General features: G+C 64.8%; 28 protein-coding genes. 12 read left to right on the top strand and 16 right to left on the bottom strand.

The genetic code is table 11. The annotated features are described in order from the left end of the window. The 4 genes from ABWP84_RS13080 to ABWP84_RS13065 all read right to left on the bottom strand — a co-directional run. The coding region (locus ABWP84_RS13080) for an ABC transporter substrate-binding protein (RefSeq protein ID WP_353212481.1) at nucleotides 1-779 on the bottom strand (779 nt) is incomplete at its 3' end. 28 nt (nucleotides 780-807) lie between these two features. Continuing rightward, complete coding sequence (locus ABWP84_RS13075; protein WP_353212480.1) at nucleotides 808-1,512, bottom strand: ABC transporter ATP-binding protein; 705 nt, start codon at nucleotides 1,510-1,512, stop codon at nucleotides 808-810. After that, on the bottom strand, nucleotides 1,505-2,287 hold the full coding sequence (locus tag ABWP84_RS13070) for an ABC transporter ATP-binding protein (RefSeq protein ID WP_353212479.1): 783 nt from the start codon (nucleotides 2,285-2,287) through the stop codon (nucleotides 1,505-1,507). The genes ABWP84_RS13075 and ABWP84_RS13070 overlap by 8 nt, the downstream gene beginning before the upstream one ends. Nucleotides 2,288-2,456: 169 nt before the next feature. Continuing rightward, the gene (locus ABWP84_RS13065; RefSeq protein WP_353212478.1) at nucleotides 2,457-3,026 is read right to left on the bottom strand and encodes an amino acid synthesis family protein; all 570 of its coding nucleotides are present in this window, start codon (nucleotides 3,024-3,026) and stop codon (nucleotides 2,457-2,459) included. Between the two features lie 195 nt (nucleotides 3,027-3,221). On the opposite strand from ABWP84_RS13065, the gene ABWP84_RS13060 reads away from it, so the two are divergent. Together ABWP84_RS13060 and ABWP84_RS13055 are read left to right on the top strand one after the other, a co-directional pair. Continuing rightward, the gene (locus ABWP84_RS13060) at nucleotides 3,222-4,109 is read left to right on the top strand and encodes a UPF0280 family protein (protein WP_353212477.1); all 888 of its coding nucleotides are present in this window, start codon (nucleotides 3,222-3,224) and stop codon (nucleotides 4,107-4,109) included. A gap of 30 nt (nucleotides 4,110-4,139) precedes the next feature. Beyond that, a complete protein-coding gene (locus tag ABWP84_RS13055) occupies nucleotides 4,140-4,754 on the top strand; it encodes a hypothetical protein (protein ID WP_353212476.1) in 615 nt (204 codons plus the stop codon). Between the two features lie 52 nt (nucleotides 4,755-4,806). On the opposite strand, the gene ABWP84_RS13050 is transcribed toward ABWP84_RS13055, so the two are convergent. After that, entirely contained in the window at nucleotides 4,807-6,447 is a 1,641-nt protein-coding gene (locus ABWP84_RS13050; protein ID WP_353212475.1) for a thiamine pyrophosphate-binding protein, read from the bottom strand. A 177-nt stretch (nucleotides 6,448-6,624) separates the two neighbouring features. Then, nucleotides 6,625-6,990: a response regulator gene (locus ABWP84_RS13045; RefSeq protein WP_353212474.1), complete on the bottom strand. Its 366-nt coding sequence runs from the start codon at nucleotides 6,988-6,990 to the stop codon at nucleotides 6,625-6,627. A gap of 519 nt (nucleotides 6,991-7,509) precedes the next feature. On the opposite strand from ABWP84_RS13045, the gene ABWP84_RS13040 reads away from it, so the two are divergent. The 4 genes from ABWP84_RS13040 to kdsA all read left to right on the top strand — a co-directional run bounded on the left by ABWP84_RS13040 (nucleotide 7,510) and on the right by kdsA (nucleotide 12,097). Next, a complete protein-coding gene (locus tag ABWP84_RS13040; RefSeq protein ID WP_353212473.1) occupies nucleotides 7,510-8,589 on the top strand; it encodes an HlyD family secretion protein in 1,080 nt (359 codons plus the stop codon). Nucleotide 8,590: 1 nt separating this feature from the next. After that, nucleotides 8,591-9,580, top strand: a complete 990-nt coding sequence (locus tag ABWP84_RS13035; RefSeq protein ID WP_353212472.1) for a hypothetical protein — start codon at nucleotides 8,591-8,593, stop codon at nucleotides 9,578-9,580. Between the two features lie 67 nt (nucleotides 9,581-9,647). Then, entirely contained in the window at nucleotides 9,648-11,282 is a 1,635-nt protein-coding gene (locus ABWP84_RS13030) for a CTP synthase (RefSeq protein ID WP_353212471.1), read from the top strand. After that, nucleotides 11,279-12,097, top strand: a complete 819-nt coding sequence (gene kdsA / locus ABWP84_RS13025) for a 3-deoxy-8-phosphooctulonate synthase (RefSeq protein WP_353212470.1) — start codon at nucleotides 11,279-11,281, stop codon at nucleotides 12,095-12,097. The genes ABWP84_RS13030 and kdsA overlap by 4 nt, the downstream gene beginning before the upstream one ends. Nucleotides 12,098-12,142: 45 nt before the next feature. On the opposite strand, the gene ABWP84_RS13020 is transcribed toward kdsA, so the two are convergent. Beyond that, nucleotides 12,143-12,541, bottom strand: a complete 399-nt coding sequence (locus ABWP84_RS13020; RefSeq protein WP_353212469.1) for a nuclear transport factor 2 family protein — start codon at nucleotides 12,539-12,541, stop codon at nucleotides 12,143-12,145. Nucleotides 12,542-12,663: 122 nt separating this feature from the next. On the opposite strand from ABWP84_RS13020, the gene ABWP84_RS13015 reads away from it, so the two are divergent. Genes ABWP84_RS13015 through ABWP84_RS13005 form a run of 3 tightly spaced genes read left to right on the top strand, consistent with a single transcriptional unit; the run spans nucleotide 12,664 to nucleotide 15,219 of the window. After that, entirely contained in the window at nucleotides 12,664-13,623 is a 960-nt protein-coding gene (locus tag ABWP84_RS13015) for a tripartite tricarboxylate transporter substrate binding protein (protein ID WP_353212468.1), read from the top strand. A 10-nt stretch (nucleotides 13,624-13,633) separates the two neighbouring features. Next, nucleotides 13,634-14,515: an isocitrate lyase/PEP mutase family protein gene (locus ABWP84_RS13010; RefSeq protein WP_353212467.1), complete on the top strand. Its 882-nt coding sequence runs from the start codon at nucleotides 13,634-13,636 to the stop codon at nucleotides 14,513-14,515. Further along, entirely contained in the window at nucleotides 14,512-15,219 is a 708-nt protein-coding gene (locus tag ABWP84_RS13005) for a haloacid dehalogenase type II (RefSeq protein WP_353212466.1), read from the top strand. The genes ABWP84_RS13010 and ABWP84_RS13005 overlap by 4 nt, the downstream gene beginning before the upstream one ends. 327 nt (nucleotides 15,220-15,546) lie before the next feature. On the opposite strand, the gene ABWP84_RS13000 is transcribed toward ABWP84_RS13005, so the two are convergent. Both ABWP84_RS13000 and ABWP84_RS12995 read right to left on the bottom strand, forming a co-directional pair. Next, nucleotides 15,547-16,266 (bottom strand): NUDIX hydrolase, encoded by a 720-nt coding sequence (locus ABWP84_RS13000; RefSeq protein WP_353212465.1) that lies wholly within the window; start codon nucleotides 16,264-16,266, stop codon nucleotides 15,547-15,549. Further along, the gene (locus tag ABWP84_RS12995; RefSeq protein WP_353212464.1) at nucleotides 16,256-17,224 is read right to left on the bottom strand and encodes a tripartite tricarboxylate transporter substrate-binding protein; all 969 of its coding nucleotides are present in this window, start codon (nucleotides 17,222-17,224) and stop codon (nucleotides 16,256-16,258) included. Before ABWP84_RS12995 ends, ABWP84_RS13000 begins: the two co-directional genes overlap by 11 nt. A 22-nt stretch (nucleotides 17,225-17,246) precedes the next feature. Between ABWP84_RS12995 and ABWP84_RS12990 the strand changes: the two genes are divergently transcribed. Beyond that, entirely contained in the window at nucleotides 17,247-18,035 is a 789-nt protein-coding gene (locus tag ABWP84_RS12990; RefSeq protein ID WP_353212463.1) for a DUF1028 domain-containing protein, read from the top strand. A gap of 11 nt (nucleotides 18,036-18,046) precedes the next feature. Here ABWP84_RS12990 and ABWP84_RS12985 read toward each other — a convergent pair whose 3' ends face one another. The 5 genes from ABWP84_RS12985 to ABWP84_RS12965 all read right to left on the bottom strand — a co-directional run bounded on the left by ABWP84_RS12985 (nucleotide 18,047) and on the right by ABWP84_RS12965 (nucleotide 21,277). Further along, nucleotides 18,047-18,316: a class II aldolase/adducin family protein gene (locus ABWP84_RS12985; protein ID WP_353212462.1), complete on the bottom strand. Its 270-nt coding sequence runs from the start codon at nucleotides 18,314-18,316 to the stop codon at nucleotides 18,047-18,049. 8 nt (nucleotides 18,317-18,324) lie between these two features. Next, nucleotides 18,325-18,558, bottom strand: a complete 234-nt coding sequence (locus ABWP84_RS12980; protein ID WP_353212461.1) for a class II aldolase/adducin family protein — start codon at nucleotides 18,556-18,558, stop codon at nucleotides 18,325-18,327. A 222-nt stretch (nucleotides 18,559-18,780) separates the two neighbouring features. Next, nucleotides 18,781-19,797, bottom strand: coding sequence for a 2-dehydropantoate 2-reductase N-terminal domain-containing protein (locus ABWP84_RS12975; protein WP_353212460.1), 1,017 nt, complete (start codon nucleotides 19,795-19,797; stop codon nucleotides 18,781-18,783). Then, nucleotides 19,782-19,958 (bottom strand): hypothetical protein, encoded by a 177-nt coding sequence (locus ABWP84_RS12970; protein WP_353212459.1) that lies wholly within the window; start codon nucleotides 19,956-19,958, stop codon nucleotides 19,782-19,784. Before ABWP84_RS12970 ends, ABWP84_RS12975 begins: the two co-directional genes overlap by 16 nt. 74 nt (nucleotides 19,959-20,032) lie before the next feature. Further along, nucleotides 20,033-21,277 carry a calcium-binding protein gene (locus ABWP84_RS12965; RefSeq protein WP_353212458.1) on the bottom strand — a complete coding sequence of 415 codons (1,245 nt, stop codon included), beginning with the start codon at nucleotides 21,275-21,277 and terminating at the stop codon, nucleotides 20,033-20,035. A gap of 303 nt (nucleotides 21,278-21,580) precedes the next feature. Here ABWP84_RS12965 and ABWP84_RS12960 point away from each other — a divergent pair, with 303 nt between their 5' ends. Then, nucleotides 21,581-21,763, top strand: coding sequence for a hypothetical protein (locus ABWP84_RS12960; protein ID WP_353212457.1), 183 nt, complete (start codon nucleotides 21,581-21,583; stop codon nucleotides 21,761-21,763). A gap of 86 nt (nucleotides 21,764-21,849) precedes the next feature. Then, entirely contained in the window at nucleotides 21,850-22,908 is a 1,059-nt protein-coding gene (locus ABWP84_RS12955; RefSeq protein WP_353212456.1) for a glycosyltransferase family 9 protein, read from the top strand. 55 nt (nucleotides 22,909-22,963) lie between these two features. Here the strand turns inward: ABWP84_RS12955 and ABWP84_RS12950 are convergent, their stop codons facing one another. Together ABWP84_RS12950 and ABWP84_RS12945 are read right to left on the bottom strand one after the other, a co-directional pair. Continuing rightward, nucleotides 22,964-23,785 carry an amidohydrolase family protein gene (locus ABWP84_RS12950; protein WP_353212455.1) on the bottom strand — a complete coding sequence of 274 codons (822 nt, stop codon included), beginning with the start codon at nucleotides 23,783-23,785 and terminating at the stop codon, nucleotides 22,964-22,966. Further along, nucleotides 23,782-24,768, bottom strand: coding sequence for a tripartite tricarboxylate transporter substrate binding protein (locus ABWP84_RS12945; protein WP_353212454.1), 987 nt, complete (start codon nucleotides 24,766-24,768; stop codon nucleotides 23,782-23,784). The genes ABWP84_RS12950 and ABWP84_RS12945 overlap by 4 nt, the downstream gene beginning before the upstream one ends. Between the last annotated feature and the right edge of the window lie 197 nt (nucleotides 24,769-24,965).

Raw genomic sequence — 24,965 nt, 5'->3', positions numbered from 1 at the left:
ATAAAGGCAAAAAGCCCGGCCAATTTCACCCGACCGCCGCCGGTGAGGCCAGAAGCCGCCGCCTGCCGGATGAAATTCATCGTATCAACCCCAGGATTGGCCAATGCCACCACCTGGGCGCGGCTGTCGCGGGCCTGCTGCAGGAAGGAGGCAAAATTGGTCACGCCCTGGCTAGGGGTGCGCACCGAACTCAGCACCTGGCCACCGGCGATACGGATGGAGTCCGTAATATCGCGCTCCAGGCTGCGGCCAAAACTATTGTCGGCCGTCACCACGAACCAGCTTTCCCCGCCGGCCCGCACCATGGCGGCGCCGGTTGAGCGCGTCAGCATCCAATCATCATAAGTCCAATGCACGGTATTGGGCGAGCAAGACTTACCGGTGAGTTCCGAGGTGGAAGCACCCGAATTCAGCAAGACCTTGTTTTTCTCACGCACAAGGTTTTGCACGGCCAGCGCCACCGAATAGCCTGGCACATCCACCACCACGTCAATGCCGTCACGGTCGATCCATTGCCGCACCACGGCGGAGCCTGCATGGGAGCGGTTCTGGTGGTCGGCCTGCACCACCTCCACATTGATGCCGCTCGCGGCCAGGCCACTCTCCTGGATGGCGAGGCGCACGGCATGGGCGGAGCCCAGGCCGGAGATGTGGCGATTGGGGCCCGATTGGTCACTCAGCACGCCAATGCGGATGGTATTTGCACCTTGCGCGCGGGCGGGGAGCGCCGCCAGCCATGGGGTTGCAGCGGCAGCACCGAGAAGATGGCGTCGGTTCATGCTCATACAAGGCTTCCCCAAAACACCTTCAGACACCGAGATACTGGTGCAGGCGCTCCATCGAGGCCGCGAGTTCATGATTGGCCACATGATCGACGACAACGCCGTGGTCCATCACATAATGCCGATCCGCCACGGTCTGGGCGAAGCGGAAATTCTGCTCGACGAGGAGCACGGTGAAGCCGCGCTTTTTCAACTCGCGGATGGTCACGCCGATTTGCTGCACGATCACCGGGGCGAGGCCCTCGGAAGGTTCATCGAGCAGCAAAAGCTTGGCGCCGGTGCGCAGAATGCGGCCAATGGCGAGCATTTGCTGCTCGCCGCCCGAGAGTTTCGTCCCCTGGCTGCGGGCGCGCTCCTTGAGGTTGGGGAAGAGGGTGTAGATTTCCTCCACGCTCATCCCGCCCGGTGCGATTTGCGGCGGCAGCATCAGGTTTTCGGTCACGTCGAGGGAGGCGAAAATGCCGCGCTCCTCCGGGCAATAGGCGATGCCGGCGCGGGCGATGATGTCCGAGCGCGCGGCCACCAATTCCGTGCCGTTGAACTTGATCGAGCCGGAGCGCCGCCCGGTCAGGCCCATGATGGCGCGCAAGGTCGAGGTCTTGCCCGCGCCATTGCGGCCGAGCAGGGTGATCACCTCGCCCTGATTGATGTGGATATCCACCCCGTGCAGCACATGGGATTCGCCGTACCAGGCCTCCAGGCCCTTCACGCTCAACATCGGCTCAGCCATGCGCTTGCTCCGGAACACCAACAGAGGCGGGATCGGTGCCGAGATAGGCAGCGATCACCTCGGGATTGGCGGAGACCGAGGCGTAATCCCCCTCGGCCAGCACCTGGCCGCGGGCGAGGACGGTGATGGTGTCGCAAAGCCCCTCCACCACCTTCAGATTATGCTCCACCAGCAAAATGGTGCGCCCCACCGAGACGCGCTTCACCAGCGTCACGATGCGATCGACATCCTCGGCCGTCATGCCAGCGGTGGGTTCATCAAGCAGCATCATCGCCGGCTGCATGGCCAGCGTCGTCGCCATCTCCAGCGCGCGTTTGCGGCCATAGGGGAGTTGGCCGGCGGAGAGGCTGGCGTATTCGGTGAGGCCCACATCCTCGAGCAGCGCCATCGCCGCATCATCATATTTCGACAGCAGCGAGGCGGGGCGCCAGAAATCGAAGGAATTGCCGCGCGCGCGCTGCAGCGCCACGCGCACATTCTCCAGCACGGTCAAATGCGGGAAGACCGCCGAGATCTGAAAGCTGCGCACCAGCCCCAGCCGAGCAACCTCGGCCGGCTTCAACGCCGTGATGTCGCGCCCATCATAGCGGATGGTGCCGCGGGTGACGGGCAGGAACTTGGTCAGCAGGTTGAAGCAGGTTGTCTTGCCCGCGCCATTCGGCCCGATCAGGGCATGGATGGAGCCGCGCCGGACGCGCAGATTGACGCCGGAGACGGCGGCAAAACCGCGAAACTCCTTCGTCAGCCCTTCGGTCTCCAGGATGGTATCGCTCACCCGGTTGCTTCTCCCAGCTTTATCATCGCGGTGGTTCAATCCCGCGCATTACCGCGTCGTTATGGCGATGTGGCCGGATTGTGGCAAGCGGTGAAAAGCAGCTTTCGCGGGGTTGCGGTTTTCGCCGCCGCCATGGCAGCGGCGCATAGGCAAAGCGGGCTTGCGGCCATCACCGCAGGCCGTCGCGCCCAGCGATATCGCCCAATTGCAGCCCACCGATTCGCGGCAGCGGGCGGCCGGCAGCGGCAAGGGCCAGACAGACCACAATCTCATCACCCATGGGCGCATCGGTGATGTGGGCCTCGATCGCATCGAAATGGCTGCTCACATAGGCGGCGTCCTTATGGCCGAGCGGCACATCAATGGTGGCGCCCATCCCTGCCCGCTTCTTGGCCGAGGGGATGAGGGCCGCGCCACCACCCAGCGCGCGGCGGATCGGCGCGCCCATCTTGGGGTGCAGCAGGGCTGCGGCGTGCTCCAACTCACCCCCCTCGCCCACGATGGCGGCCTTGCCATAGCTCTGGGCCGGGGCGCCCAGCGCGGCCAGCGCCTTTTCAACCAGCAGAGCGCCCAGCGCCTCGCCGGTGTCGATCAGCCATGTGAGGTCCGGGTTAAAATGCCCAGCAAAGGGGTTTTTCAGAACGGCGGCGGCCAGGGCGCGGCGGATTGGCGGGTGGATGTCCTGGTCCATCTCGACCAGGCATTCCTCAACCCAGGTGACGAGTTTGCGGATTTTCATGGCACTCTCCTTGGGATGGGCCATGCCAGGCCCTTGCCGCGCCATGGCAATATCCACCCGCAGCGCCTGCCCCGAAAGACCCAGCCCATCGCGCCGCAGCCCATTTTGGCGCAGGCTCTCAGCCGCTGGATGGGTTGAGTGCGGCGCGATCTACCCGATACTAGGCGTTAGAGCGATATTGCCGGGAGTGCAGCCATGGCCTGGCGCCGCGCGCTGAACGCGCAAAACCTGCCCGATGGGCGACTGAGCCTGGAGGATGGGCCGATCCATCTGCTGATCGGGGTGGAGGGTACGCCGGGCGGGGTGCGCGCGGCGCAGGCGGCGGCCGGGCAGCGCATGCTGGGGCTTTGGCCGGCGCTGCGCGTGGAATGGGCCATGCTGCGCCAGGCGCTGAGCGACCCCATGCCCAGCTTCCGTCATCCCGTGGCGCAGCGCATGGCCGAGGCCTGCTGGCCGCATCGGCTGGATCATATTACCCCGATGGCGGCCATGGCCGGCGCCTTGGCCGAGCATGTGCTGGAAGCGATGATGGCGCAGCCCGGCGTGCAGGCCGCCCATGTCAATCATGCTGGCGATATCGCCATTCACCTCACCGGGCGGGCCAGCCTGCGGGTCGGGCTTTGCGGGGACCTCGCCACCGGCAGGCCCGATGGCATGGTGCTGCTGCACGCGGCCGATGGGGTGGGTGGTGTGGTCACGGCCGGCTGGGCGGGGCGGCGCTTTTCGCGCGGTATCGCCGATGCGGTGACGGTGCTGGCCGGCCGCGCCGCGGATGCCGATGCGGCAGCGATGATGATCGCCAATGCGGTGGATGTGCAGCACCCGGCCATCCTGCGCCAGCCGGCCAATAGCCTGGACCCCGATAGCGAAATGGGTGCGCTGGAGGTGACGGTGGCGGTGCACGCGCTGCCCAAGCTGCAAGTGCTGCTGGCGCTGGAGCGCGGCGCGCGGGTGGCGGAGCGGCTGGCCGGGCGAGGGCTGATCCGCGCCGCCATGCTGCGGCTGCAGGGCGAAAACATCACCGTGGGTGACGTCAAGGCCACCGCCTTGCCGCTTGCTTCCCATGATGGGTCATTGCAATGATGCGATTAAACCCAGCAAGGCATGCGCAGAATGGACGATCCCAAGACCCCCGGCCGCAGGCTTCTCGCGCTGCGCGTGGCGGGCCTGAGCGGCACCGTCGCCAGTTCATCTGCCTTGGCGCAAGGGGTTAAATCCGGCCGCCCGCGCAGCGGCTTGACCGATGCCGACCCCAATGATGAGCCCAGTAATGGCCGCGGTAGCCCCCCGCCCAGCGCTGCCCCCTCGACCAATCGTCCACAAGGCGCCTCGGATGCTGATCCGAATGACCCGCCCGGTGGCGGCAGGGGCGGCGCCCAACGCCCGCAAGGGGCTTCGGATTCCGACCCCAATGACCCGCCCGGTGGCGGCCGTGGCGGTGCCCAGCGCCCGCAAGGCCCTTCGGATTCGGACCCGAATGACCCACCCGGTGGCGGCCGTGGCGGTGCCCAACGCCCGCAAGGCCCTTCGGATTCCGACCCCAATGACCCACCCGGTGGCGGCCGTGGCGGTGCCCAACGCCCGCAAGGCCCCTCGGATTCAGACCCCAATGACCCACCTGGTGGCGGCCGTGGCGGTGCGCGCCCGCCGGTGAAGGGGCCCAATGCCCCTCCGGCCGGCGCCCCGGCAGCACCGCCGCCGCCACCACCGCCGCGGCCCAGCAAGTAGCGGGGCCCCGAGCTTACCCCGCCCGCTTACCCCGCCCGCTTACCCGGCCCTTTTACCCCGTTGGGCGCGCCTTATCATAAGGCGCATAGGGCGGGTGTTCGCCGATGGAGACCATGTCGATCTCCACCAGCACCGGGCCGGGTGTGGCGAAGGCCCGGGCCAGGGTGGGGCCGAAATCCTCCACGGCGGAGACCCGCATCCCCGGCAGCCCGGCCAGCTTGGCCAGTTCCATCAGGTCCGGACCGCGCAGATCGTGATAAAAGCGCCGGCCGGCGGCGAAATCCTGAATATGGCGGATCACGCCATAACCGGCATCATTCATCACCATGATGATCAGCTCCGCCTGCTGCTGCACGGCGGTGAAGAGCTCGGGCATATTCACCGCGAAGCCGCCATCACCCACCATGGCAATGGCCTTTCGGCCGCCTCCGCCCAGGGCCGCACCAATGCCCAGCGGCAGGCCAGGGCCAATGGCGGCGCCCACCGGATGCACCGCATCCCGCGCACCCAATACATGCAGGATGCGATTGCCCCAGGATGAATTGCTGATGGTGATATCACGCACCCAAAGCGCATCACGCGGCATGACGGCGCGCAGCGTGGCCGGGAAACTCTCATAAGGGCCAAGCCCCGCAGCATAGGCGGCGGTGGCGCGGGCCTTGAGGGCGGCGAGCTCGGCCTGGAATTCCGCCTCCCTCGGCGCCAGCGCATCGGCCAGGGCATGCAGGGTGAGGGCAGCATCGCCCTGCACGAAGAGCGCATTGGGATAGGTGCGGCCATTGGCAGCGGCATCGACATCAATATGAATCAGCGGCTGGGGCAGCCCAATGGTGAAATCCTGCGTCTCATGCCCGCGCAGCCGGCTGCCCACCACCACCATCGCATCGCAACCGCGATAGAATTCCTGCACCAAGGCAGAGCCATTGCCATTCAGCCCGCCCAGCGTGCGGGGGTCATCCTCGGCGATGATGCCGCGGCCATTCCAGCTCGTCACCGCGCCGAAGCCCAGATCGAGCAGGCGCTGCGCCGCCGCACCCGCGCCCTTGGCGCCATTGCCCAGCCAAAGCATGGGCCGCTTGGCATCGCGCAGCATGGCGATGGCGGCGGCGAGCGCCTGGGGCTCGGGCGGCAGGGCGGGTGGCAGGGCCAGGCTGAAGGCAGCCCAATCGGGCCTTGGCACCTCGGTGCGCTGCAGATCGATGGGGATTTCCAGCGAGACCGGCCCGGTGGGCGCGGTGAGGGCGGCGGTGGCGGCGGCGGTCAGCACGCCCAGCGCCTCTTGCGCCGAGCGCAGGCGAAACGCCTGCTTGGACACTGCCCCCAGCATCGCCGTCTGGCCCGGCACGTCATGCACCGTGCCCATGTCGCGGTCGATATGGCGCGTGGCGGTCTGGCCGGTGATGTGCAGCACCGGTGAGCCGGCGAAGCGGGCCTCCACCAGCCCAGGCACCGCATTGGCCGCACCCGGCCCGGTGGAGGTGAACACCACGCCGAGCGAGCCCGTCACCCGCGCATAGGCATCGGCCATATGGGCACCGCCCATCTCGCCGCGCGCCATGACGTAGCGCACCGCATTGCGCTGGCTGAGCGCGTCCAGCATTGGGATATTATGCACTGAGACGATGCCAAAAGCCGTCGTCACCCCCACCGCCGGCAGAAATTCTGCCACCAGATCGCCCACTGTATAGGTCATGTTTCTTCCCCATCTGAACTGGCCGCCCGGGGTTCAGCCCGCGCGGATATGTCTCGCCCTGAGCAGGGCGCCCCATTTGGCGCTTTCGCGCAACTGCCAGGGGCGAAATTCTTCACCGGGCCTGCTGGAACGTCACCCGGCTACGGGCGCAAAACCCAGCCCTGGGCCTGAGCGCCGTTAAGCCCGCGGCCGGATTTTGGCCAGCGTGTCGATCAGCGCCTGCGGGTCATAGGGTTTTTGCAGGCTCTCGACAGCGGGATGCTGGGGCAGCGGAATGGCATCGCCATAGCCGGTGGCGACGATGAAGGCCACGCCGGCAGCGGCGAGTGCATCGGCCACCCGCAGGCAGCTCTCGCCAGAGAGGTTGAGGTCCAGCACCGCGATATCCGGCCGCGCCGTCATGGTCAGATCCAGCGCGTGCTGGACGGTGGCGGCAGGGCCAAGAATGATCGCGCCGGCTTCCAACAGCGCATCCTCCAGCAGCATGGCAACGAGCGGTTCGTCCTCAGCCACCAATACGCGGCAACCATCCAGCCGATTCATGCAAACCTCCTCGCCAGGAGAAGTTTTTTAGACGAATTACCCCGCTGCCCCAAGCCCAAAGCGAATGAATTCATGAAGCTGGGCTGTTTCGCATGCTCGAAGCACTGACCGACAGCAACATACATACAGATTTAATAGGAATAATTCGGGGATATTACTCCGTTTGTCTTGGCCTCCAAGCTTATTGTTTTCAATTATTGAGCGATATCAACCAATATTTATGCTAATTATTCAATTATCATCATACCGACATACAGGAAAATTCATAACAAATTATTGAACTAATTGCCATTAAATGGATTTAATATTTATCCTATCCTGGCGCCGCCCGGCCAGCCGCAAAAATCAATAGTCTCTTTGGTCCGTTTTTCTGGCCCCGCCCGGGCGAAATTCATCCACCACATCGCGTTTCGCGGCTTGACGGTGTCAGCATTCCGTTGCGAGTTTGCGCGCAATTCTCTCGCCATCCGCGGCGAGCCCCTGCAAAGGCCCGATCCCCCCGATGATGGCGCATTCACCATGAGCGATACCCCCACCACAGCCCAGCGGGACCCGGTGCGGGCGCTGGTGCTGGGCCTTATTGGCCTGGCCATCGCCTTATTCGCCTATACCCTGGTGGCCGATAGGATGACGCCGGGCAGCAGCCAGGCGACGGCGCAGGCATTTTTGATCCGCATGGCGCCCGAGGTCGGCGGGCGGGTGATCTCGGTCGATGTCAGTGACAATGAGATCGTCCAGCCAGGCGCGCCCCTCTTCCGCCTCGATCCCCGGCCCTATGAGATTGCCGTGGCCCAGGCCGAAGCGCGCGTGGCCCAGGTGGGCCAGACGCTGGGCGCCTCCACCGCCGCGGTGGAGACAGCGCAGGCCCGGGTGGCCGAGGCGCTGGCCGCGCGCAGCAATACCCGTGAGCAGACCGCCCGCGTGCTGGAATTGGTGCGCCGCGGGGTCTATCCGCCAGCGCGGGGCGAAGATGCCCAGGCCTCCTTGGCCCGTGCCGATGCGAGTTTGCAGGGGGCGACATCCGAACTCGAGCGGGCACGGCAAAATCTCGGCCCGGCCGGGGCGGCCAATCCGCAATTGCGTGAGGCGCTCTCGGGGCTGGAGCGCGCCCAGCTTGACCTGCTGCGCACCCGCGTCGTCGCCCCCAGCACGGGGGTCGTGACCAATCTCAACCTCTCACCGGGCAGCTATGTGGCGCCCGGCCAGCCGGCGCTGACCTTCATCGATGCCCGTGCCTATTGGGTCTCAGCCCTGATGCGGGAGAATAATCTCGAACATATGCGCCCTGGCACCCGGGTGGAGATGGTGTTTGACGCCCTGCCCGGCCGGGTTTTCTCCGGCCGCGTCGAGAGCATCGGCTGGGGTCTGGGGGGCACCGCGCCGGTGGATCAGGCGACGGGGCTGCTGGCACCCACCAAACCCAATAACGACACCCGCCGTTTCCCGGTGACAATCCTGCTCAACGAGCAGCCCCCGCCACGCAGCCTGCGCTATGGCAGCCAGGCCAGCATCGTGGCCTATGCGCTCAGCCACCCGGTGATGGATGCCATCGCCTTTGCGGTGATCCGCATTCGCAGCATCTTGGCCTATCTCTCCTGATATGGCGGATTGGCGCGCGGTTATCCGCCTGGGGCTGGCACCGCTGCTGCTGCTGGGCTGGAACATGATGTCTGGCCTGGCGCTGGCCTATATCGGGCCGATCATGGCGGTGTTTCTGCTGATGCCGGGCGGTGCGCGCCCTACGGTGCGGCAGATGCTGCAGATTTTGCTGCTCGTCATCGCCATCACCTGGTTGCTCTCCCGGAGTTTTCTGGCCGTGGCGGATAGCCCCATCGCGGTGTGGGTGCTGCTGCTGGCAGTGGCTTGCGGCTGCTTTGGCCAATTGGCGGCCAAGCCGCAGCATATTCCTACCTTGCTCGCACTGATGGTCTCGGTGCTGGTCACCACCTTGATTGAGGCGGATCCCGCCCAGGCCGAGCCCTTGCCAGCCCTGATGGGCATCGCCGCGGGCCAGGCTGTGGTGGTGACATTCCTGGCGCATGCGGTGCTGCCCTCACAAGCGCCGCCGCGGCCACCGCCGATGATCGTGCCGGCGCAAAGCGCGCCGGGGTTGCGGGCGCTGGCCAAGGCCATGGCGCTGGTCGGCGCCCTGGCCGCCTGCACCGTGATCAGCCCGGCCAATAGCCTGCTGGTGGCCATCACCTTGGTGAATATGCTGCGCCTGCCGCAAGACATGGCAGCACTTCGTTTTGGCCGCTGGCTGGTTTTCGCCAATCTGGGGGCCGCGCTGCTGGTGCTGCCGGTCTTGCTGGTGGCGATTTTGCGGCCGGAAAATGTCGCGGTCATTCCCCTTGCCCTGGGCATTGGATTATGGATCGCCGCCGGCCATGCCGCGCCTGGCTGGCGTGGCATGCTCACCCAGCTCGGCCTCACGGTTTTCATCGTCCTGATCGGGCAATTGCTGCCGCAAATCGGCACGGATGCTTGGGCCGCCATGGGCAACCGCCTGCTGACCATCGCGATGTCGGTCATCTATGGCATGGCGGTGCTGATCATCCTTCGCCCGCCGCGGCCCATGGCTGGGGCGTGATGCGCATGCCGCCCTGCGTCTTGTGGGGGGTTACATCGGTCGAGTCGGCAGTCTAGGAGGGGCTCCCATGGCACGGTTCGTATTCATCACCGGTGGCGTGGTATCCTCGCTTGGCAAGGGCATCGCGGCGGCGTCTCTCGGGGCGCTGTTGCAGGCGCGCGGCTATAGGGTGCGGCTGCGCAAGCTGGACCCCTATCTCAATGTCGATCCGGGCACGATGTCGCCCTATCAGCATGGCGAGGTCTTCGTCACCGATGACGGGGCAGAGACCGATCTCGATCTGGGGCATTATGAGCGCTTCACCGGTGTGGCGGCCAATAAGGCCGATAACTGGACCACGGGGCGGCTCTATTCCGAGGTGATCGCCAAGGAGCGGCGGGGTGATTATCTCGGCGCCACGGTGCAGGTCATTCCCCATATCACCGATGCCATCAAGGAAGCGGTGCAGGCGAATACCGAGGCCTATGATTTCGTGCTGGTGGAAGTGGGCGGCACGGTGGGCGACATTGAAAGCCTGCCCTTCCTCGAGGCCATCCGCCAGCTCGCCAATGAGCTGGGCTCCACCCGCTCGCTGTTCCTACATCTGACCCTGGTGCCCTATATCCCCTCGGCCGGCGAGTTGAAGACCAAGCCGACCCAGCATTCGGTGAAGGAATTGCTCGGCGTGGGCATCCAGCCGCAAATCCTGCTCTGCCGCTGTGACCGGCCCATCCCGGAGAATGAGCGCCGCAAGATTGCGCTATTCTGCAATGTGCGGCCCGAAAGTGTGATCCCCGCGCTGGATGCGCGCAGCATTTATGAGGTGCCGCTGGCCTATCACAATGAGGGGCTGGATCGTGAGGTGCTAAGGCATTTTAACCTCAGCATTTATGGCGAGCCCGATGTCTCGCGCTGGGAGAATATCGTCGAGCGCATCACCGCCCCCGAGGGCGAGGTGACCATTGCGGTGGTGGGCAAATACACCGGCCTGCTGGATGCCTATAAAAGCCTCAATGAGGCGTTGGCGCATGGCGGCATCGCCAATAACACCCGGGTGAAGCTTGACTGGGTGGATAGCGCGATTTTCGAGAATAGCCAGGACGCGGTGCGCCGGCTGGAGGGCGTGCATGGCATTTTGGTGCCCGGCGGCTTTGGCGAGCGCGGCACCGAGGGCAAGATCGAAGCCGTGCGCTTTGCCCGGGAGCGCAAGATACCCTTCTTTGGCATTTGCTTTGGCATGCAGATGGCGGTGATCGAGGCCTCGCGTAATTTGCTGGGTATTGCTGCTGCCTCCTCCACTGAATTCGGCCCCTGTGCCGAGCCGGTGGTGGGGCTGCTCACCGAATGGTCGCGCGGCAATCAGTTGGAAAAGCGCGATGCCAATGCCGATCTCGGCGGCACCATGCGCCTTGGGCAATATCCTGCCGCGCTGGCCGAGAATTCGCTGGTGCGCGCGGTCTATGGCGATATGGCGGTGGTGACGGAGCGCCATCGCCACCGCTATGAGGTCAATGTCGCCTATCGTGACCGGCTGGAGGCGGCAGGTTTGCGCTTCTCTGGCATGTCGCCGGATGGGGTTTTGCCGGAGATTGTTGAAATCCCGGACCATCCCTGGTTCATCGGCGTGCAATATCATCCCGAATTGAAATCCAAGCCCTTTGAGCCGCATCCGCTGTTTGCCGGGTTTGTTGCGGCAGCCGTGAAGCAGGCGCGGCTGGTATGAGCATCACCATTCGCGACATCGCGGTTGGCAATGACCTGCCGCTGATGTTCATCTGCGGGCCCTGCCAGATCGAAAGCCGGGCGCATGCGCTGGAGGTGGCGGCGGCTTTGGCCGAGATGGCCCGCGCGCTGAGCGTGCCGATGGTCTTCAAATCCAGCTTCGACAAGGCGAATAGGACCAGCGTGAATGCCGCGCGCGGCATCGGCATGGCCCAGGGGCTGGATATTCTGGCCGAGGTGAGGGCCAGCACCGCCCTGCCGGTGCTCACCGATGTGCATAGCGCCGAGCAATGCGCCCCCACGGCAGAGGCGGTGGATGTGCTGCAAATCCCCGCCTTCCTCTCCCGCCAGACCGACCTACTGCTGGCAGCCGGCGAGACCGGGGCCGCCATCAATGTGAAGAAGGGCCAGTTCCTCGCACCTTGGGACATGGCCAATGTCGCCGCCAAAATCGCCAGCACCGGCAATAGCCGCATCATGCTGTGCGAACGCGGCGCCAGCTTTGGCTACAATACCTTGGTCTCTGACATGCGCAGCCTGCCGATCATGGCGCGCACCGGCTATCCGGTGGTGTATGACGCAACCCATTCGGTGCAGCAGCCGGGCGGCCAGGGCAGCAGCAGCGGCGGGCAGCGCGAATTCGCCCCCGTTCTGGCCCGCGCGGCGGTGGCGGTGGGCGTGGCGGCAGTCTTCATCGAGTGCCATGAGGACCCCGATGCCGCGCCCTCGGATGGGCCGAATATGATCCCACTGCGGGAGATGCCGGCTTTGATCGCCCGGCTGAAAGCCTTTGACAGCCTGGCAAAGTCCGGCTGAAAGCCAAACCGGGGGAGGGCAAGCCCATCCCCCGGGAAGCCCAGTTTAGCGAATGTCAGTCCGGAAGGCCTTGCTGACAATCCGCCAGCCGCCTTCGAGCTTCAGCAGCACCAGCACATCGGTGAAAAACCGCGGCGGAATGGCGCAGTTCAGCTTCACTACCGCCAATTCCGGGCCAGCAAGGTCAATGGCCAGAATGCGATCATGCCGGGCCAGGCCCTGCGCCTTGGGGTTGGGGCGGCTGCGCACCGCGTCCAGCCAGGCATCGCGCTTGAGTTCGGCCAATTGGCCATCCTTCTCGCTGCGCAGTTCAGAGGCCGGGTGGAAGGCGGCGGCGAGTTTGACCGTGTCACCCTCATGCAGCCCATCGAGATAGGTTTGCACCACCGCCTCGATGGCGGCGAGGGCGGTTGTATCGGGGTTTTGGATATGGGTATCGGGCATGGTGCTGGTTTGTCCTTATGAGTGGGACAGGCTGCGCCTGATTCTGGCTGGTTTGCAATGCCGGGGCTTGGGTTGATGCCCGCCCCGGGCGGGCGCACAATCAAACAAAGGGGAGAGTAAGCATGCCGATACACCGCCGCGCCATTCTGGCCGCGCCCATCCTATTGGCCGCGCCCGCCCTCGGCCAAACGCCCTGGCCCAGCCGGCCCATTCGCATCATCGTGCCCTATGCTGCCGGCGGTGGCACCGATATTCTGGCCCGGGCGCTGGGCGAGGCGCTGCGCCCCGCTTTGCCCTTTCCCATCGTGGTCGAAAACCGCGCCGGGGGTAATGGCGTGATCGGCACCGAGGCGATGATCCGCGCCGAGCCGGATGGCCATACCCTCACCGCCGTCGTCTCCACCCATATCCTCAACCGCCACACCATGGCGGCGCTGCCTTACGAGCCTATCCGTGACGTCACGCCCATCGCCATGCTCACCCGCAACACCATGGTGCTGGCGGCGAGTGCGGCCCTGCCCTTCACCGATATCGCCGGGCTGCGCGCCTTTGCCGCCGCCAATCCCCGCGCGCTCTCCACCGGCTCGACCGAGGCGCTGAGCCAGTTCATCGGCCAGGAAATGGCCCGGCGGCTCAACCTCGACATCCCCGATGTGCAATACCGCTCCGGCGGGCAATTGATGACCGATGTGGTCGCTGGCCACCTGCCGCTGGGCTGGACCAGCACGGCCTCGGCCACGCCGCATATGGCCACCGGGCGGGCGCGGATTATCGCCGTCTCCACCGCCACCCGCACACCATTTTTTGCCGATGTGCCCACGGCCCAGGAGCAGGGGCTGGCAGAGTTTGACCTGGCGGGCTGGGTGGCGCTGCTCGGCCCCGCCGGCATGGCCGATGCGCTCAGCGCGCGCATCTACGCCGCCATGGAAAGCGCCTTCCGGAACCAGGCATTTCTCGCCCGGCTTGCCGCTTTGGGCATTGAGCCCGATCTTCGCCCGCAAGCGCCGCTGCTGGCCGCCATGCAGCGCGAGGACCGTATCTGGGCCGCGGCGAGTGCCGCCGGCCATATCACCCGCCAATAGGAAAAGCCCTATGCCCAAACCCTCCCTCAAAGCCGCCTTTGACGCGAAGAAATTCATCGTCGCCCCGGGTATTTTCGAAGGTATTTCCACCCTGATCGCCGATGGCATGGGGTTTGACTGCCTCTATGCCACGGGTTTTGGCACTGTGGCCTCGCATCTGGGCGTGGCCGATGCCGGCATCGCCACCTATACCGATATGGTGGGCCGGGTGGGCCGCTTCGCGCAGATGGCGAAGACGCCGGTCATCGCCGATGCCGATACCGGCTATGGTGGGCTGTTGAATGTGCGCCACACGGTGATGGGCTATGAGGCGGCAGGCGTCTCCGGCATTCAGCTCGAAGACCAGGAAGTGCCGAAGAAATGCGGCCATACCCCTGGCCGTCGGGTCATCCCGGCCGAGGAGATGGTGCTGAAGATCCGCGTGGCCAAGGAGGCCCGGCGCGACCCGAATTTCCTCATCGTGGCCCGCACCGATGCCCGCACCGGGCTGGGGCTGGAGGAGGCGATCCGCCGCGGTCATATGTTCGATGAGGCCGGCGCCGATATCGTCTTCATCGAAAGCCCGGAGAGCGAGGCGGAAATGGTCGCCATCGGCCGCGCCTTCCCCAATAAGCCGCTGCTGGCGAATATGGTGGAGGGCGGCCGCACGCCCATCCTGCCCGCCGCAAGGCTGCAGGAGATTGGCTATGCCATCGCCATTTACCCCGCCCTGGGCTTTCTGGCAGCCGCCGCGGCCTATGAGCGGGCCTTCTCGCATCTGAAGGCCATGGGAGATTCCAACGCCCTGCCAGCGCAGGAAAGCTACGGCTTTGGCCGGATTTGCGAATTGATGGGCTTTCCCGAAGTCTGGGATTTCGACAAGCGCTGGGCCCAAAAGGATGCCGCCGAATGACCGCCGTGAAAGCCCTGGTCTTCGACACTTTCGGCACTGTGGTGGATTGGCGCAGCGGGATTGCCCGCGCGCTGGCCCCCTTCCTGCTCGCCCATGGCCGGGCGGATCTCGACCCCTTCGCCCTGGCCGATGCCTGGCGGAAGCGCTACCAGCCAGCGATGGAGGAATGCCGCGCCGGCCGCCGCCCCTTCACCCGGCTTGATGTGCTGCACCGCGAAAACCTGGAAACCATGCTCGCCGATCATGGCTTCAGCGCCGCGGCGGCTGATCTCGATGCGCTGAACCTGGCCTGGCATGCGCTCGACCCCTGGCCGGATGTGATTTTGGGGCTGCATCGGCTGCGGCGGAAATTCTTTGTCGCACCGCTCTCCAATGGCAATATCCTGCTGCTGGCCAATATGGCGAAGCGCGCAGGCATTCCCTGGGATGCGATATTGGGGGCCGAGACGGTGCAAGCCTATAAGCCGCAGCCCGAGGCCTATACCCGCACGGCCGAAATCCTGGGCATCGCGCCCGCCGAACTCTGCCTCGTGGCCGCGCATAATGGCGACCTGCGGGCAGCACGGGGTGCAGGGCTGGCCACCGCCTTTGTCTTCCGCCGCGGCGAGCACGGGCCGGGCCAGGCGACGGATATGACGGCCGAGGACCCTTGGGATTGGATCTGCCAGGATTTTATTGACCTGGCACAGCAATTGGATTGCTGAGGGCCGCGCTTTGAGCCTGTTGCATTGGCAAGGAGTGTCTGCACAGGCTCATGGCGGGGAATAGGAGCGAAAGGGCTTTGCCCGCTAGAGCCTGTTCCGTTCGCCTCGGCTCACTGCACAGGCTCTAAGTTTTTGTTTGTAGAGCATCTTTATCCGCTCAAACGATTCTGTTTGAACGGCTGATGCTCTAGCGCTCTCCCAGAAAATTATTGAAATCAATAATCCAACGAAGGTGCAGGAAACTAAGTTTCCTGCTGGGGTGCTCGAGGGGCAAAGCCCCTCGATCTTACTGCCGCACACTCGTGTTCCGGCAGCCAGCCCCCCGCCTTAGTCACCAATGGGTTTCATAGGCCGCCCCACCCCCTTGAAAACAGTGCCGCCATAGCCTGCCTCCTCCGGGATGCGAATCCAACGCCCGTTCTCATCGTTGAAAGGCTCGGGACGCACCGTCACCACCGGGCCGCATTCTGCCAGCGCCTGGGCGGCGGTTTCGAAGCGGGCCAGTTTCAGCAGGTTCAGCCGGGTGGCGAAGACCAGGGTGCGCTGGCCGGCATCGGCCTCCTCCACTGCGCGGCCGGGCTGAATCCACAAGCTTTCGACCGCTTCGCCGCCATCATGGCTGCCGATTTGCTGCGCGGGGGCGTGGGCGGCGAAGAAATGCGTATCGAAGCGCTTGGGCATATCTTCAGGCGTGATCCAATGGGCAAAATGGACCAGCGTATCAATGGCCGGTTCCAGCTCATGCTCGGTGAGCAGCGCGTGGAAATCGCCCTCGCGCGGCAGGCTATGCTCGGCCAGCAGCGCATCGCCGCGCCTGGCCAGCAGGATACCGCTCTCCTCAAAGGCCTCGCGGATGGCGGCAATGCGAAATGCCTCGCCCAGCCGCGCATCGGCCTCCTCCACCCGCCCACCAGGGAAGACCAGCGCGCCGCCGGCGAAATCAATCGCCTGGTTGCGCACCACCATGAAGACCTCCAGCCCCGCCGTGCCATCGCGCAGCAACAGGATGGTGGAGGCTGGGCGGGGTGTGGCGGCTTCACTCGGCACGGATGTTTCCTTCGCGGATAATGGGGCCCCAGGTCTCGACTTCGCGCCGGATATGGGCGGCGAAATCCGCCGGCGTGCCGCCGACCACGCGCCCGGCCTGGCCGGCGGCGATGCGCTCGCGCACCTCCGGCAGGGCTGCGATCTTGCCGAAGATCTCGTTGATCCGCTCCACCATGGAGCGCTCAATACCGGCAGGGGCCACGATGCCGTGCCAGACCGCGACATTAAAGCCGGGCAGCACTGTATCCACCGCCGGCACCCCGGGCAGCACCGGCGTGCCGCCGGGCAGGCTGATGGCCACCGCCTTGGCGCGGCCTTCGCGGATCATGGCCAGCGCCGAGGAGACGGTGGGGAAGCCAAATTGGGCATCGCCGCGGATGAGGGCGGTGACCATCTCCGCCCCCGAGCGATAGGGCACATGCACCATGCGAATGCCCGCGCGCTTGAGGAAGAGTTCCATGAACAAATGGCTGCCATTGCCGGTGCCAGCCGAAGAGAAGGTAAAGCCATCGGGGCGCGCGCGGGCGGCGGCGATGATCTCGGCCATGGTTTGCTGCGGCACATCGGGATGGGCGATGAGGCAGCCGGGCAGGTTCACCAGATGGATGATGGGGGTGAAGGCGGTCACCGGATCATAGGCCAAGGCGGGGTAGAGCAGCCGGCCAATGGCATTGGCGCCCACATCGGCCATCATCAGCGTGCTGCCATCGGGGCGCTGCTGCGCGGCATAGGCGCCGCCGATGGTGCCGCCCGCGCCGGCGCGATTCTCGATCACCAGGTTCTGCCCATTGGCGAATTCAGCGAAGCGCGCGGCCATGGTGCGGCTGAGCGTATCAATCGCCCCCCCGGGCCCAAAAGGCACGATCAGGCGAATTTGCTGCTGCGGCCAGGCGGCTTGGGCAAAGGCGGGTGCGGCCAGCGCCATTGGGGCGGCAAGCAGGTTTCGGCGATGGATCATGGCGTTTCTCCTTGGCCCCTGCATGCCCCAGACGCTGGCCGCGCGCAACGCGGCGAATCGGGTTACACTGGCGGCTCATAACGGAGTGCGCGCCATCACCTGGTCCATCCTCGCCCATGACCCCCAGACCGGGGCCTTCGCCGTCGCGGTGACGACATGCAATCTCGCGGTGGGGGCGGCGGTGCCGCATTTGCGCGCCGGCGTGGGGGCCGTGGCCACCCAAAGCATAACCAACCGCTATCTCGGCCCCGCCATTCTCGATGCCATGGCGCGTGGCGTGGCGCCCGACCTTGCCATCGCCGGTGCGCTCGCCATGGATGAGGGCCGCGCGCTGCGCCAAGTTCACGCCATTGACCGCCAAGGCCGCACTGCCGCCTGGACGGGGGAGCGCTGCGTGGAATGGTGCGGCCATATCACCCAGGCCGGATGGTCGGTTGCTGGCAATATGCTCTCGGGCGAGGCGGTGGTGGCCGATACGGCCGCCGCCTTTGCCAAGGGCCAAGCCCTTACCCTGCCCGAGCGGATGGTGGCGGCGCTTGATGCCGGCGAGGCGGCGGGTGGTGACCGGCGCGGCCGCCAATCAGCGGCGCTGCGCCTGATCACCACCGAGGATTTTTCCGATATCGACCTGCGGGTGGATGATCATCAGGCGCCGCTCACCGAACTCGCCCGGCTGCTGCAGCTGTGGCGGACCCACCGGGCACCGCGCATGCATGAGCAACCCAGCCGCGCCAATCCGCCCGGCTTGCATGACCTCGATGTGGTGGAAGCGCGGTTCCGCGCCATGGGCCTGCCGGTCAGGCCGCGCTGAGAGGGCCGCGCTTACCGGGCATAATCCGGCTCCTCACGGTCCAGCACGCGCCGCCAGGCGTTCAGATGCAGGCAGGCATCCAGCCGCTCGCCCCAGGGGCCGGTATGGTTGCGGCGCAAGCCCTCGGGCAGCTTGCGCAGGGGCTGGCCGGTTTGCATGGCCGTCATCCGATACATGCAGCTGCCCTCGGCCATATAGGCCTCATCAAAGGCTTCATGTACCCCGGGGCCCACCACCGTCACGCCATGGCCGCGCATCAGCATGATGGTCTTATGGCCCATGAGGCGGGCTATGCGGTCGCCCTCGGCGTCATCATGCTGCCGTCACCATCATAGGCCGTGCGCTCATTCAGCAGCAGGCTATTATGGTGCGAGAGGGAGAATTCCGCCCCCTCGATCATCGACAAGGCGGTGAGGTAGCGCGGATGGACATGCACCACACAAGCCGCCTGGGGATTGGCCATATGGATGCGGGCCTGGATATGGAAGGCAAACTTGCGCCATTCGCCCTTGCCGCGCGGCACATCCCCGCGAGGTTGCAGACGATGAGTTCGCTCGCGCGCAATTCCTGGAACAGGAAGCCGCCGGGGTTGATCAGGAAAAGCGCTTCGGGCCCTGCCCGCATCAAGCTGTTATAATTGCCCTTATGCTCATTCCAGCCCAGCCGCCCCGCCCGCACCAAGCGGGGAGATTGCCTGTTCCATCTGGCAAGCGATCTGGCGGTGGCCTAAGCCACTGCCGGGGCCTCAGAGCGCCGCCATCAGGGCGGCAAAACTCTCGGGCGATTGCTCGCGCTGGCCGGCCTCGATCTCGCCGATCAGCCGGCACATCGCATGGATAGCAGGTGTGGCAATGCCATGCTCGGCCGCGAGGGGCGCGATGATGGCAATCTGCGCCTCAGCCTCGGTCTGGCGCTTGCGCACCGCGAGGTCCCGCCAGACGCCAGAATGGGTCTTGGCGCCCACCGCGGTATAGTCACGCAGCCAATGGATGATGGCCTCACCATCGCCATCCGGCCGGCCGGGGGCGAAGGCCATGGGGTCAAAGCCGCCAAAGCCGCGCGGGGTCACGCCGCGCGCCAGGGCGGTTGCCACCACCTCACGCCCCAAAGCCAACCAGACCGGCAGGCGGGCGGGGTCGGCGAAATTCTCCGTCATGCTGTCATGGTTCAGCGCGCTGGCGAAGAGCATGGCGCCATAGCCCAGCTTGCCCCAGAGATAGGACCAGATATCGGTGGTCAGCACCGCATCGGGCTCGAAGATCTGCGCCAGTGCGAAGATCTCCCACGTGCGCGGTTGGATGCTGCCATCGATCTCGCCCATCACCAGGGCGGAGCGATTGCCATAGAGGATTTCGCCCGGCCCATGCCAATCGGCACCGAAATTGACAAAGCAGCCCATGGTGCGGTGCGCGCCCAGCGCCTCGGCGATGGCGATCTCATTCAGGCCATTCTGCGCCGAGAGCACGAAGCCATCTTCGGCCAGATGCGGCGCCAGCATGGTGAGCGCCTCGCGCGTGGCCTGCGCCTTCACCGCAAGGACGATGCGGCGGAAGCGCCCCTTCAACTCGGCCGGTGTTACCGCCGGGATGATTTGGGTGAAATTCTCCACCGGGCCGCGAATTACAAGGCCGGTGCTGCGGCAAGCCTGGACATGCGCCGCCACCTGATCGACCAGCAGCACCTCATGGCCTGCGCGCGCCCAATGCGCGCCGATGGTGCCGCCAATGGCGCCAGCACCCCAAATGACTATCGGTTCGGCCATGGGCCCTCCAGCGCTGCTTGGGTTTCGGCCACACCGGCCTGGCAGATTCTGTCCAACACCGCATCATCCAACTGCCAGGGGCTGCCAAAGGGCAGCAGGCAGCGGTCATCAACGGTGAGATAGGCTTCGATCTCGCGCCAATGGCAATCGGCGATGCTCATAGGTGCTTGGGTTCCGCCGCCATGGGGGCAGGTTAAGGCGCTTGCGGCACCTGTCCAGACCAGCGCCGCCCCACCTATCCAATATGAATATAGTCGTAACCATTGGAGGAGCCAAAGCTCGGCGTCGGCAATTGCGCCTGGGTCAGGCCACTGAAAGTGATCGAGGTATCAACCTGGCCATTGCCATCGAGGTCGCCATGCAACGTGGCACCCGTATAGCCCGCAGCGCCACCGCTCGCGACCCAAAAAACTTGGCTCACCCCAGGCTGATAGCCCCAGATCGTGACATGCTCCCCGGGCGAAAAATCGGCGATGGTGGACCAGGTGCTGGGGCCATTGGTGGCCCGGCCATCGACGAAGAATGAATCCATCCCCGCACCGCCCGAGAGGAAATTCGAGCCCAAGCCACCATCAATCACATCATTGCTGCCGCCAGCATAAATGGCATCGTCACCGGTCAAGCCGAAGATGGAATCGGCCCCCTGCCCGCCATAAATCACATTGCTCTGCTCATTGCCCAACAAGCGGCCGCCACCCTGCCCGCCCCAAATCGGCAACCCCCCGGCCGTCATGGCATTGAGGGTTATGCCCGCAGCACCCCATTCGATTTGCGTCCAGGCACTATCGGCGCTGTCGCGAAATTCATTGGCATGCGCCAGGCTATCATTCAGGCCGCTGTAAATCGGTGTATAGGCCACATCTTGCCTGAAAAACTCCGGGGCGAGTTTCACCCAACCTTTCGGCAAAACCGCAGCCGCAACGGCTTCAGCAAATTTTTCAGGTGTATCGTATTTTGAATTAACCGATTTCAATATATATTTATTATCCCAAGGGTCCATAATGAAATATTGTAAATGGGCCGCGCCAGCATGCGCCCCATCCAATCCCCAATGGGTATTGGAATGGTTTTTATTGTTACTATCCACAATAATAACCCCCGGGGGTGGGGTCGAAAGCGAATAGGCTATTTGCTGCGGTGACAGCGTAACCCCATCCACCGTGAGCGGCAGATACGGATAAACGCTTCGGGCCAAAGCGGCCACGCTGATCCATGTATAACCATCAGAGGTTGTGAGAGGCGTGTATTGCCCCGCCGGAACATCCGGGTTGCCCAGCAGGTCCAGTACATCAAAGCAAGTTGTGCGCGGCGTGTTCAAACTATACCCAGCTGGCGGAACATAGGTCGCCCATGCCTCAGCAGTCATTGGATTGGGATCGGCATCCAAATAGACCACCAATTTACCGGTCAGATCCTTGCCCAGATTGCCAGTATAGGCGATTTCGTAGCCTGAACCCGTGGCTTTAATTCTTTCGCACAATTTGTTTTGGTATACGGTCGGATATTTTTTATATCAGAACGTAATATAAAAATTACTATATACAGATCATTTACGACTGCAACGCCTTGCTCACCGATACATTTGAATTGCGCTAAAGCCGTCGAAGGCTGCGCCAGACGGCCATGGCCGTTACGGTGCTGACCCCGTGTGGCTCCCGCCAAATCGAGACACCAGTGTCGGGGCTATACCGTATTCGTTTTTTGCCTCACAAATCCCACCAGCAAAGACGACGTCATTTTTAGGCGAGGCTGCGCTCCTACCGAAATCCCTGAAGGTTTGAACATGCCGATCAAGAACGAAAATCTCCCCACCGCCGGCGCCGAGCACAAAGCGGCGCAAGAAAACCAGGCCCAGCCTGCACCAACCGAAGCGCTATCCCCCGATGAACTCTCCTGGGAAGCACTGGATGGCGTCGCAGGGGGCGCGAACGGCACCGCCACGCTGACCGCTGATCTCAGCGCCTGAAGAGCGGCTCTACCCGCGCCGCACTTCAACAGCCGGGCCGGGGCATCGCCATGGCGCAAACGCCTGATATCACCCCGCTTCTGAGATTGCTTGAGGAAGCGCGCCAGGCGGGGCGCCTCACCCAGGCCGTCGCAGGAGCGCGCGCCTTATCCCAGCTACAGCCCGAAAACCTGAAGGCTAGGGTGGTGCTGGCGCGTGCGCTCTTTAACGCCGGGCTTTGGCAAGAGGCCTGGGAGGCCTATGAGGTGCGCTTCGCCTTGATGCCGGAGCATTTCGTCAAGGTCATGCGCCGCGGTCCGACAGGGCCGGAACCCATCCCCTTCTGGCGCGGTGGTGCATGGCCAAAGGCGCTTTTGGTGATGGGCGAACAAGGGCTGGGCGATACCATTCAATTCGCCCGCTTCCTGCCCATGCTCCGCGACCGTGGCGTGCGGGTGCATGCGGTGCTGGATGCACGGGTGCACAAGCTGCTCGCACCCCTGATGGAGGGGATTGATCTGCACGCCTCTGGCACATCGGGGCGGGTGCAAGGGGTGACATCGTGGCTTCCCTTGCTCAATCTGCCCCGCGCGCTGGGGTTGCTGCCGCAGGAACATCAGGGGCCAATTCCCTATCTCAGCGCCGATCTTGAACGTGTGGCGCGCTGGCGGGCACGGATCGGCACCCATGGTTTTCGCATTGGCATCGTCTGGCAAGGCAACCCTAAGGCACCGGTTGATCGCAATCGGTCCGTGCCGCTTTCGGTGTTCGCCCCCATCGCGGCTTTGCCCGGCGTGCGGCTTTTTGCGCTGCAAAAGGGACCGGGCGAGGAAGCCCAGGCCCCCTTCGCGCTGGACCGCCTGGGCCAGGAGATGGATAATACGGCTGATTGGTTCCTTGATACGGCCGCTGCCATCACCGCACTTGATCTGGTGGTGACGGTGGATACCGCCGTGCTGCATCTGGCCGGCGCATTGGGCAGGCCCGCTTTGATGTTGACCCATGGCCGCCACGCGGATTGGCGCTGGCAACCGGCCAGGGATGATACGATCTGGTACCCCTCTGTGCGGCTGGTGCGCTGCCCGGATGGCGGGGCGGATTGGCAGGCGGCCGCGGCCCGCGCGGCGTCTTTGATCCGCTCAGGCAATCTGCCCGCAGCGGCATGAGGCATCCCTGCCCCTTCGCCGCCATTGCCGCACAACTTATTTGAGGCCCGCGCCCTCAGCCAAAATCATAATCCCAACCGACCCATTGGCAGAGACCACGCCCCATCACCCATTCCAACTCGCGCCCACCCAGCCAGGGCAGTTCCTCAGTGAAGAAAGTCACGCATTGGCGGTAGCTGCAGGGCATGCGGGTGATGTCGGTGCCCCAGAAAAACCGCTCGGGCCCGAAGGCGTCGAAAATGCGCTGCAAGCCGTCATGCAAATTGCGATAGGGATAGCCCTGGGTGGAGTAATGCGGCGCGCCGGTTGCCTTCACCGCCACATTGGGCAGCCGCGCCAGGGCCAGCAAAGTATCGAGCTGGGCGAAGGCGGCCTCATCCTGGCCGGTGCGCACCAGACCGCAATGGTCGAGGATAAGCTTGAGGCCCGGATGCGCCTCGGCAATGCGGCGGAAATCATCAAGAAAAAGGCCACCCATCATGGCAATCGGCAGCCCCTCGCGCTCGGCTTCGGGCCAGAGCCAATCCAGCGTGCCATCGCGCAGCCAGGCCTGCTGCTCGGCCGCGATCAAAGGCCAGCGCAGCCCCACCGTGCCGGGTTGGTTGCGCCAGCCCTGAATCAGAGGCCGGTTCTCCACCCGCTCGGGAGGGAATTGCCCCATAACGGCAAAGCGCTTCGGGTAGCGGGCTGCCGCCGCAATGGCCAGGGCGTTGGAATCAGGGTCCCAGCTCGCGGGCGGATGAATCAGCGCCGCATCCACCCCCGCCGCATCCATCTCGGCCAGCACCTCTTCAGCGGTGAAGACCGGCACCTGGCGATGCAGGCCAGAGGGCTTGCCCTGGCCCCAGATATGGATTTGCGCGTCGATAATCTTCATGGGCTATTCCGCAGCCCAGCGCGAACCGCAGCGGCGCGGGTGCGCGCCGTCTCATCGACCAGAAAACCGCTAAAGCCTGCAGGCGTGGCCTCGGCAGTAGAGGCGACCTCGCTGCCGCTATCGATCAGCCGCCGCCTTGTCTCCGGCCGCGCCACCGCGGCCGCAAAGGCTCTGGCCAGTACAGCCTGCACCTCGGGCGGCGGATTGGCCGGAATCACGAGGCCAACAAAAGCCGCCTCACGCCAGCCCGCCACGCCGGCTTCTTCGGCCGTGGGGATATCGGCGGCAAGTTCGGAGCGGGTGGTGCTGCCCAGCGCCAGAATCCGCGCCTGGCCGGCACGATGCAGCGGCAAGGCGGTGCTGATCTCGGTGATGGCGGCATCAACATTGCCCGCCACCAGATCAGGCAGGATCTGCCCACCACTCGGATAGGGCACATGCTGCAGCGTGGCGCCGATCAGGGCGGCAAAGCTGGCCAGGCCCAAATGCCCAATGCTGCCCACGCCAGAGGTGCCCACCGTCACCTGGCCAGGCCGCTGCCGCGCCAGGGCGACAAATTCCGCGAGGCTGCGCACCGGCAGGCCCTGCTTGACGGTGACCGTAAGCGCGGTCCGGCAAATCAACCCAATGGGGGCGAAATCGCGCAGCGCGTCATAGCCCGGATTGGGCTGGATGGCCGGGTTCACCGTCATCGGCCCATTGCTGCCGATCATGAGATTATAGCCATCGGGGCGAATCCGGGCCATTTGCGTGGCCGCCACGCTACCACCGGCACCGGGGCGGTTTTCCACCACCACAGCCTGGCTCAGTACCTCGCCAAAGGGCACAGCCAGGATGCGCGTTACCACATCGGAATTGCCGCCCGCGGCATAGGGCACCACGATGCGAATGGGCCGCTCCGGAAAACCGGCAGCGCGGCCAAGGCCGGGGGCGGCGAGCAGCGGCGGCAGCAGCGACAGCGCGCTGCGGCGTGAAATGGCCATGGTATTTCCTCCGTTTTTTATCGTGGCGCGAGACTGGCAGCCTGCACCAGAGCATGATGCGTCGAGGCGGAGTCGCCGTAAACGCTGAATCATCCTCTCAACAGCCGCTAGACCACGCGGTGTGAGCGCATGTGAACACAACCTGGGCTAGGCTCAGGACCTATTAAAAAGCTTGCGGCGCGGACGGAGGGTTGATT

The sequence above is a fragment of the Rhodovarius sp. genome (genome assembly GCF_040399605.1).
GTDB lineage: Bacteria > Pseudomonadota > Alphaproteobacteria > Acetobacterales > Acetobacteraceae > Rhodovarius > Rhodovarius crocodyli_A.
Note: the sequence above shows the minus strand (reverse complement) of the source record. Positions and strands in the feature narration are given on the sequence as shown.

Coding starts and splice junctions, on each gene's coding strand:
- ABWP84_RS13075 (WP_353212480.1), bottom strand. CDS start 1,512: ATGGCTGAGCCGATGTTGAGCGTGAAGGGCCTGGAGGCCTGGTACGGC.
- ABWP84_RS13065 (WP_353212478.1), bottom strand. CDS start 3,026: ATGAAAATCCGCAAACTCGTCACCTGGGTTGAGGAATGCCTGGTCGAG.
- ABWP84_RS13060 (WP_353212477.1), top strand. CDS start 3,222: ATGGCCTGGCGCCGCGCGCTGAACGCGCAAAACCTGCCCGATGGGCGA.
- ABWP84_RS13055 (WP_353212476.1), top strand. CDS start 4,140: ATGGACGATCCCAAGACCCCCGGCCGCAGGCTTCTCGCGCTGCGCGTG.
- ABWP84_RS13050 (WP_353212475.1), bottom strand. CDS start 6,447: ATGACCTATACAGTGGGCGATCTGGTGGCAGAATTTCTGCCGGCGGTG.
- ABWP84_RS13045 (WP_353212474.1), bottom strand. CDS start 6,990: ATGAATCGGCTGGATGGTTGCCGCGTATTGGTGGCTGAGGACGAACCG.
- ABWP84_RS13040 (WP_353212473.1), top strand. CDS start 7,510: ATGAGCGATACCCCCACCACAGCCCAGCGGGACCCGGTGCGGGCGCTG.
- ABWP84_RS13035 (WP_353212472.1), top strand. CDS start 8,591: ATGGCGGATTGGCGCGCGGTTATCCGCCTGGGGCTGGCACCGCTGCTG.
- ABWP84_RS13030 (WP_353212471.1), top strand. CDS start 9,648: ATGGCACGGTTCGTATTCATCACCGGTGGCGTGGTATCCTCGCTTGGC.
- kdsA (WP_353212470.1), top strand. CDS start 11,279: ATGAGCATCACCATTCGCGACATCGCGGTTGGCAATGACCTGCCGCTG.
- ABWP84_RS13020 (WP_353212469.1), bottom strand. CDS start 12,541: ATGCCCGATACCCATATCCAAAACCCCGATACAACCGCCCTCGCCGCC.
- ABWP84_RS13015 (WP_353212468.1), top strand. CDS start 12,664: ATGCCGATACACCGCCGCGCCATTCTGGCCGCGCCCATCCTATTGGCC.
- ABWP84_RS13010 (WP_353212467.1), top strand. CDS start 13,634: ATGCCCAAACCCTCCCTCAAAGCCGCCTTTGACGCGAAGAAATTCATC.
- ABWP84_RS13005 (WP_353212466.1), top strand. CDS start 14,512: ATGACCGCCGTGAAAGCCCTGGTCTTCGACACTTTCGGCACTGTGGTG.
- ABWP84_RS12995 (WP_353212464.1), bottom strand. CDS start 17,224: ATGATCCATCGCCGAAACCTGCTTGCCGCCCCAATGGCGCTGGCCGCA.
- ABWP84_RS12990 (WP_353212463.1), top strand. CDS start 17,247: ATGCCCCAGACGCTGGCCGCGCGCAACGCGGCGAATCGGGTTACACTG.
- ABWP84_RS12985 (WP_353212462.1), bottom strand. CDS start 18,316: ATGGGCCATAAGACCATCATGCTGATGCGCGGCCATGGCGTGACGGTG.
- ABWP84_RS12975 (WP_353212460.1), bottom strand. CDS start 19,797: ATGGCCGAACCGATAGTCATTTGGGGTGCTGGCGCCATTGGCGGCACC.
- ABWP84_RS12970 (WP_353212459.1), bottom strand. CDS start 19,958: ATGAGCATCGCCGATTGCCATTGGCGCGAGATCGAAGCCTATCTCACC.
- ABWP84_RS12960 (WP_353212457.1), top strand. CDS start 21,581: ATGCCGATCAAGAACGAAAATCTCCCCACCGCCGGCGCCGAGCACAAA.
- ABWP84_RS12950 (WP_353212455.1), bottom strand. CDS start 23,785: ATGAAGATTATCGACGCGCAAATCCATATCTGGGGCCAGGGCAAGCCC.
- ABWP84_RS12945 (WP_353212454.1), bottom strand. CDS start 24,768: ATGGCCATTTCACGCCGCAGCGCGCTGTCGCTGCTGCCGCCGCTGCTC.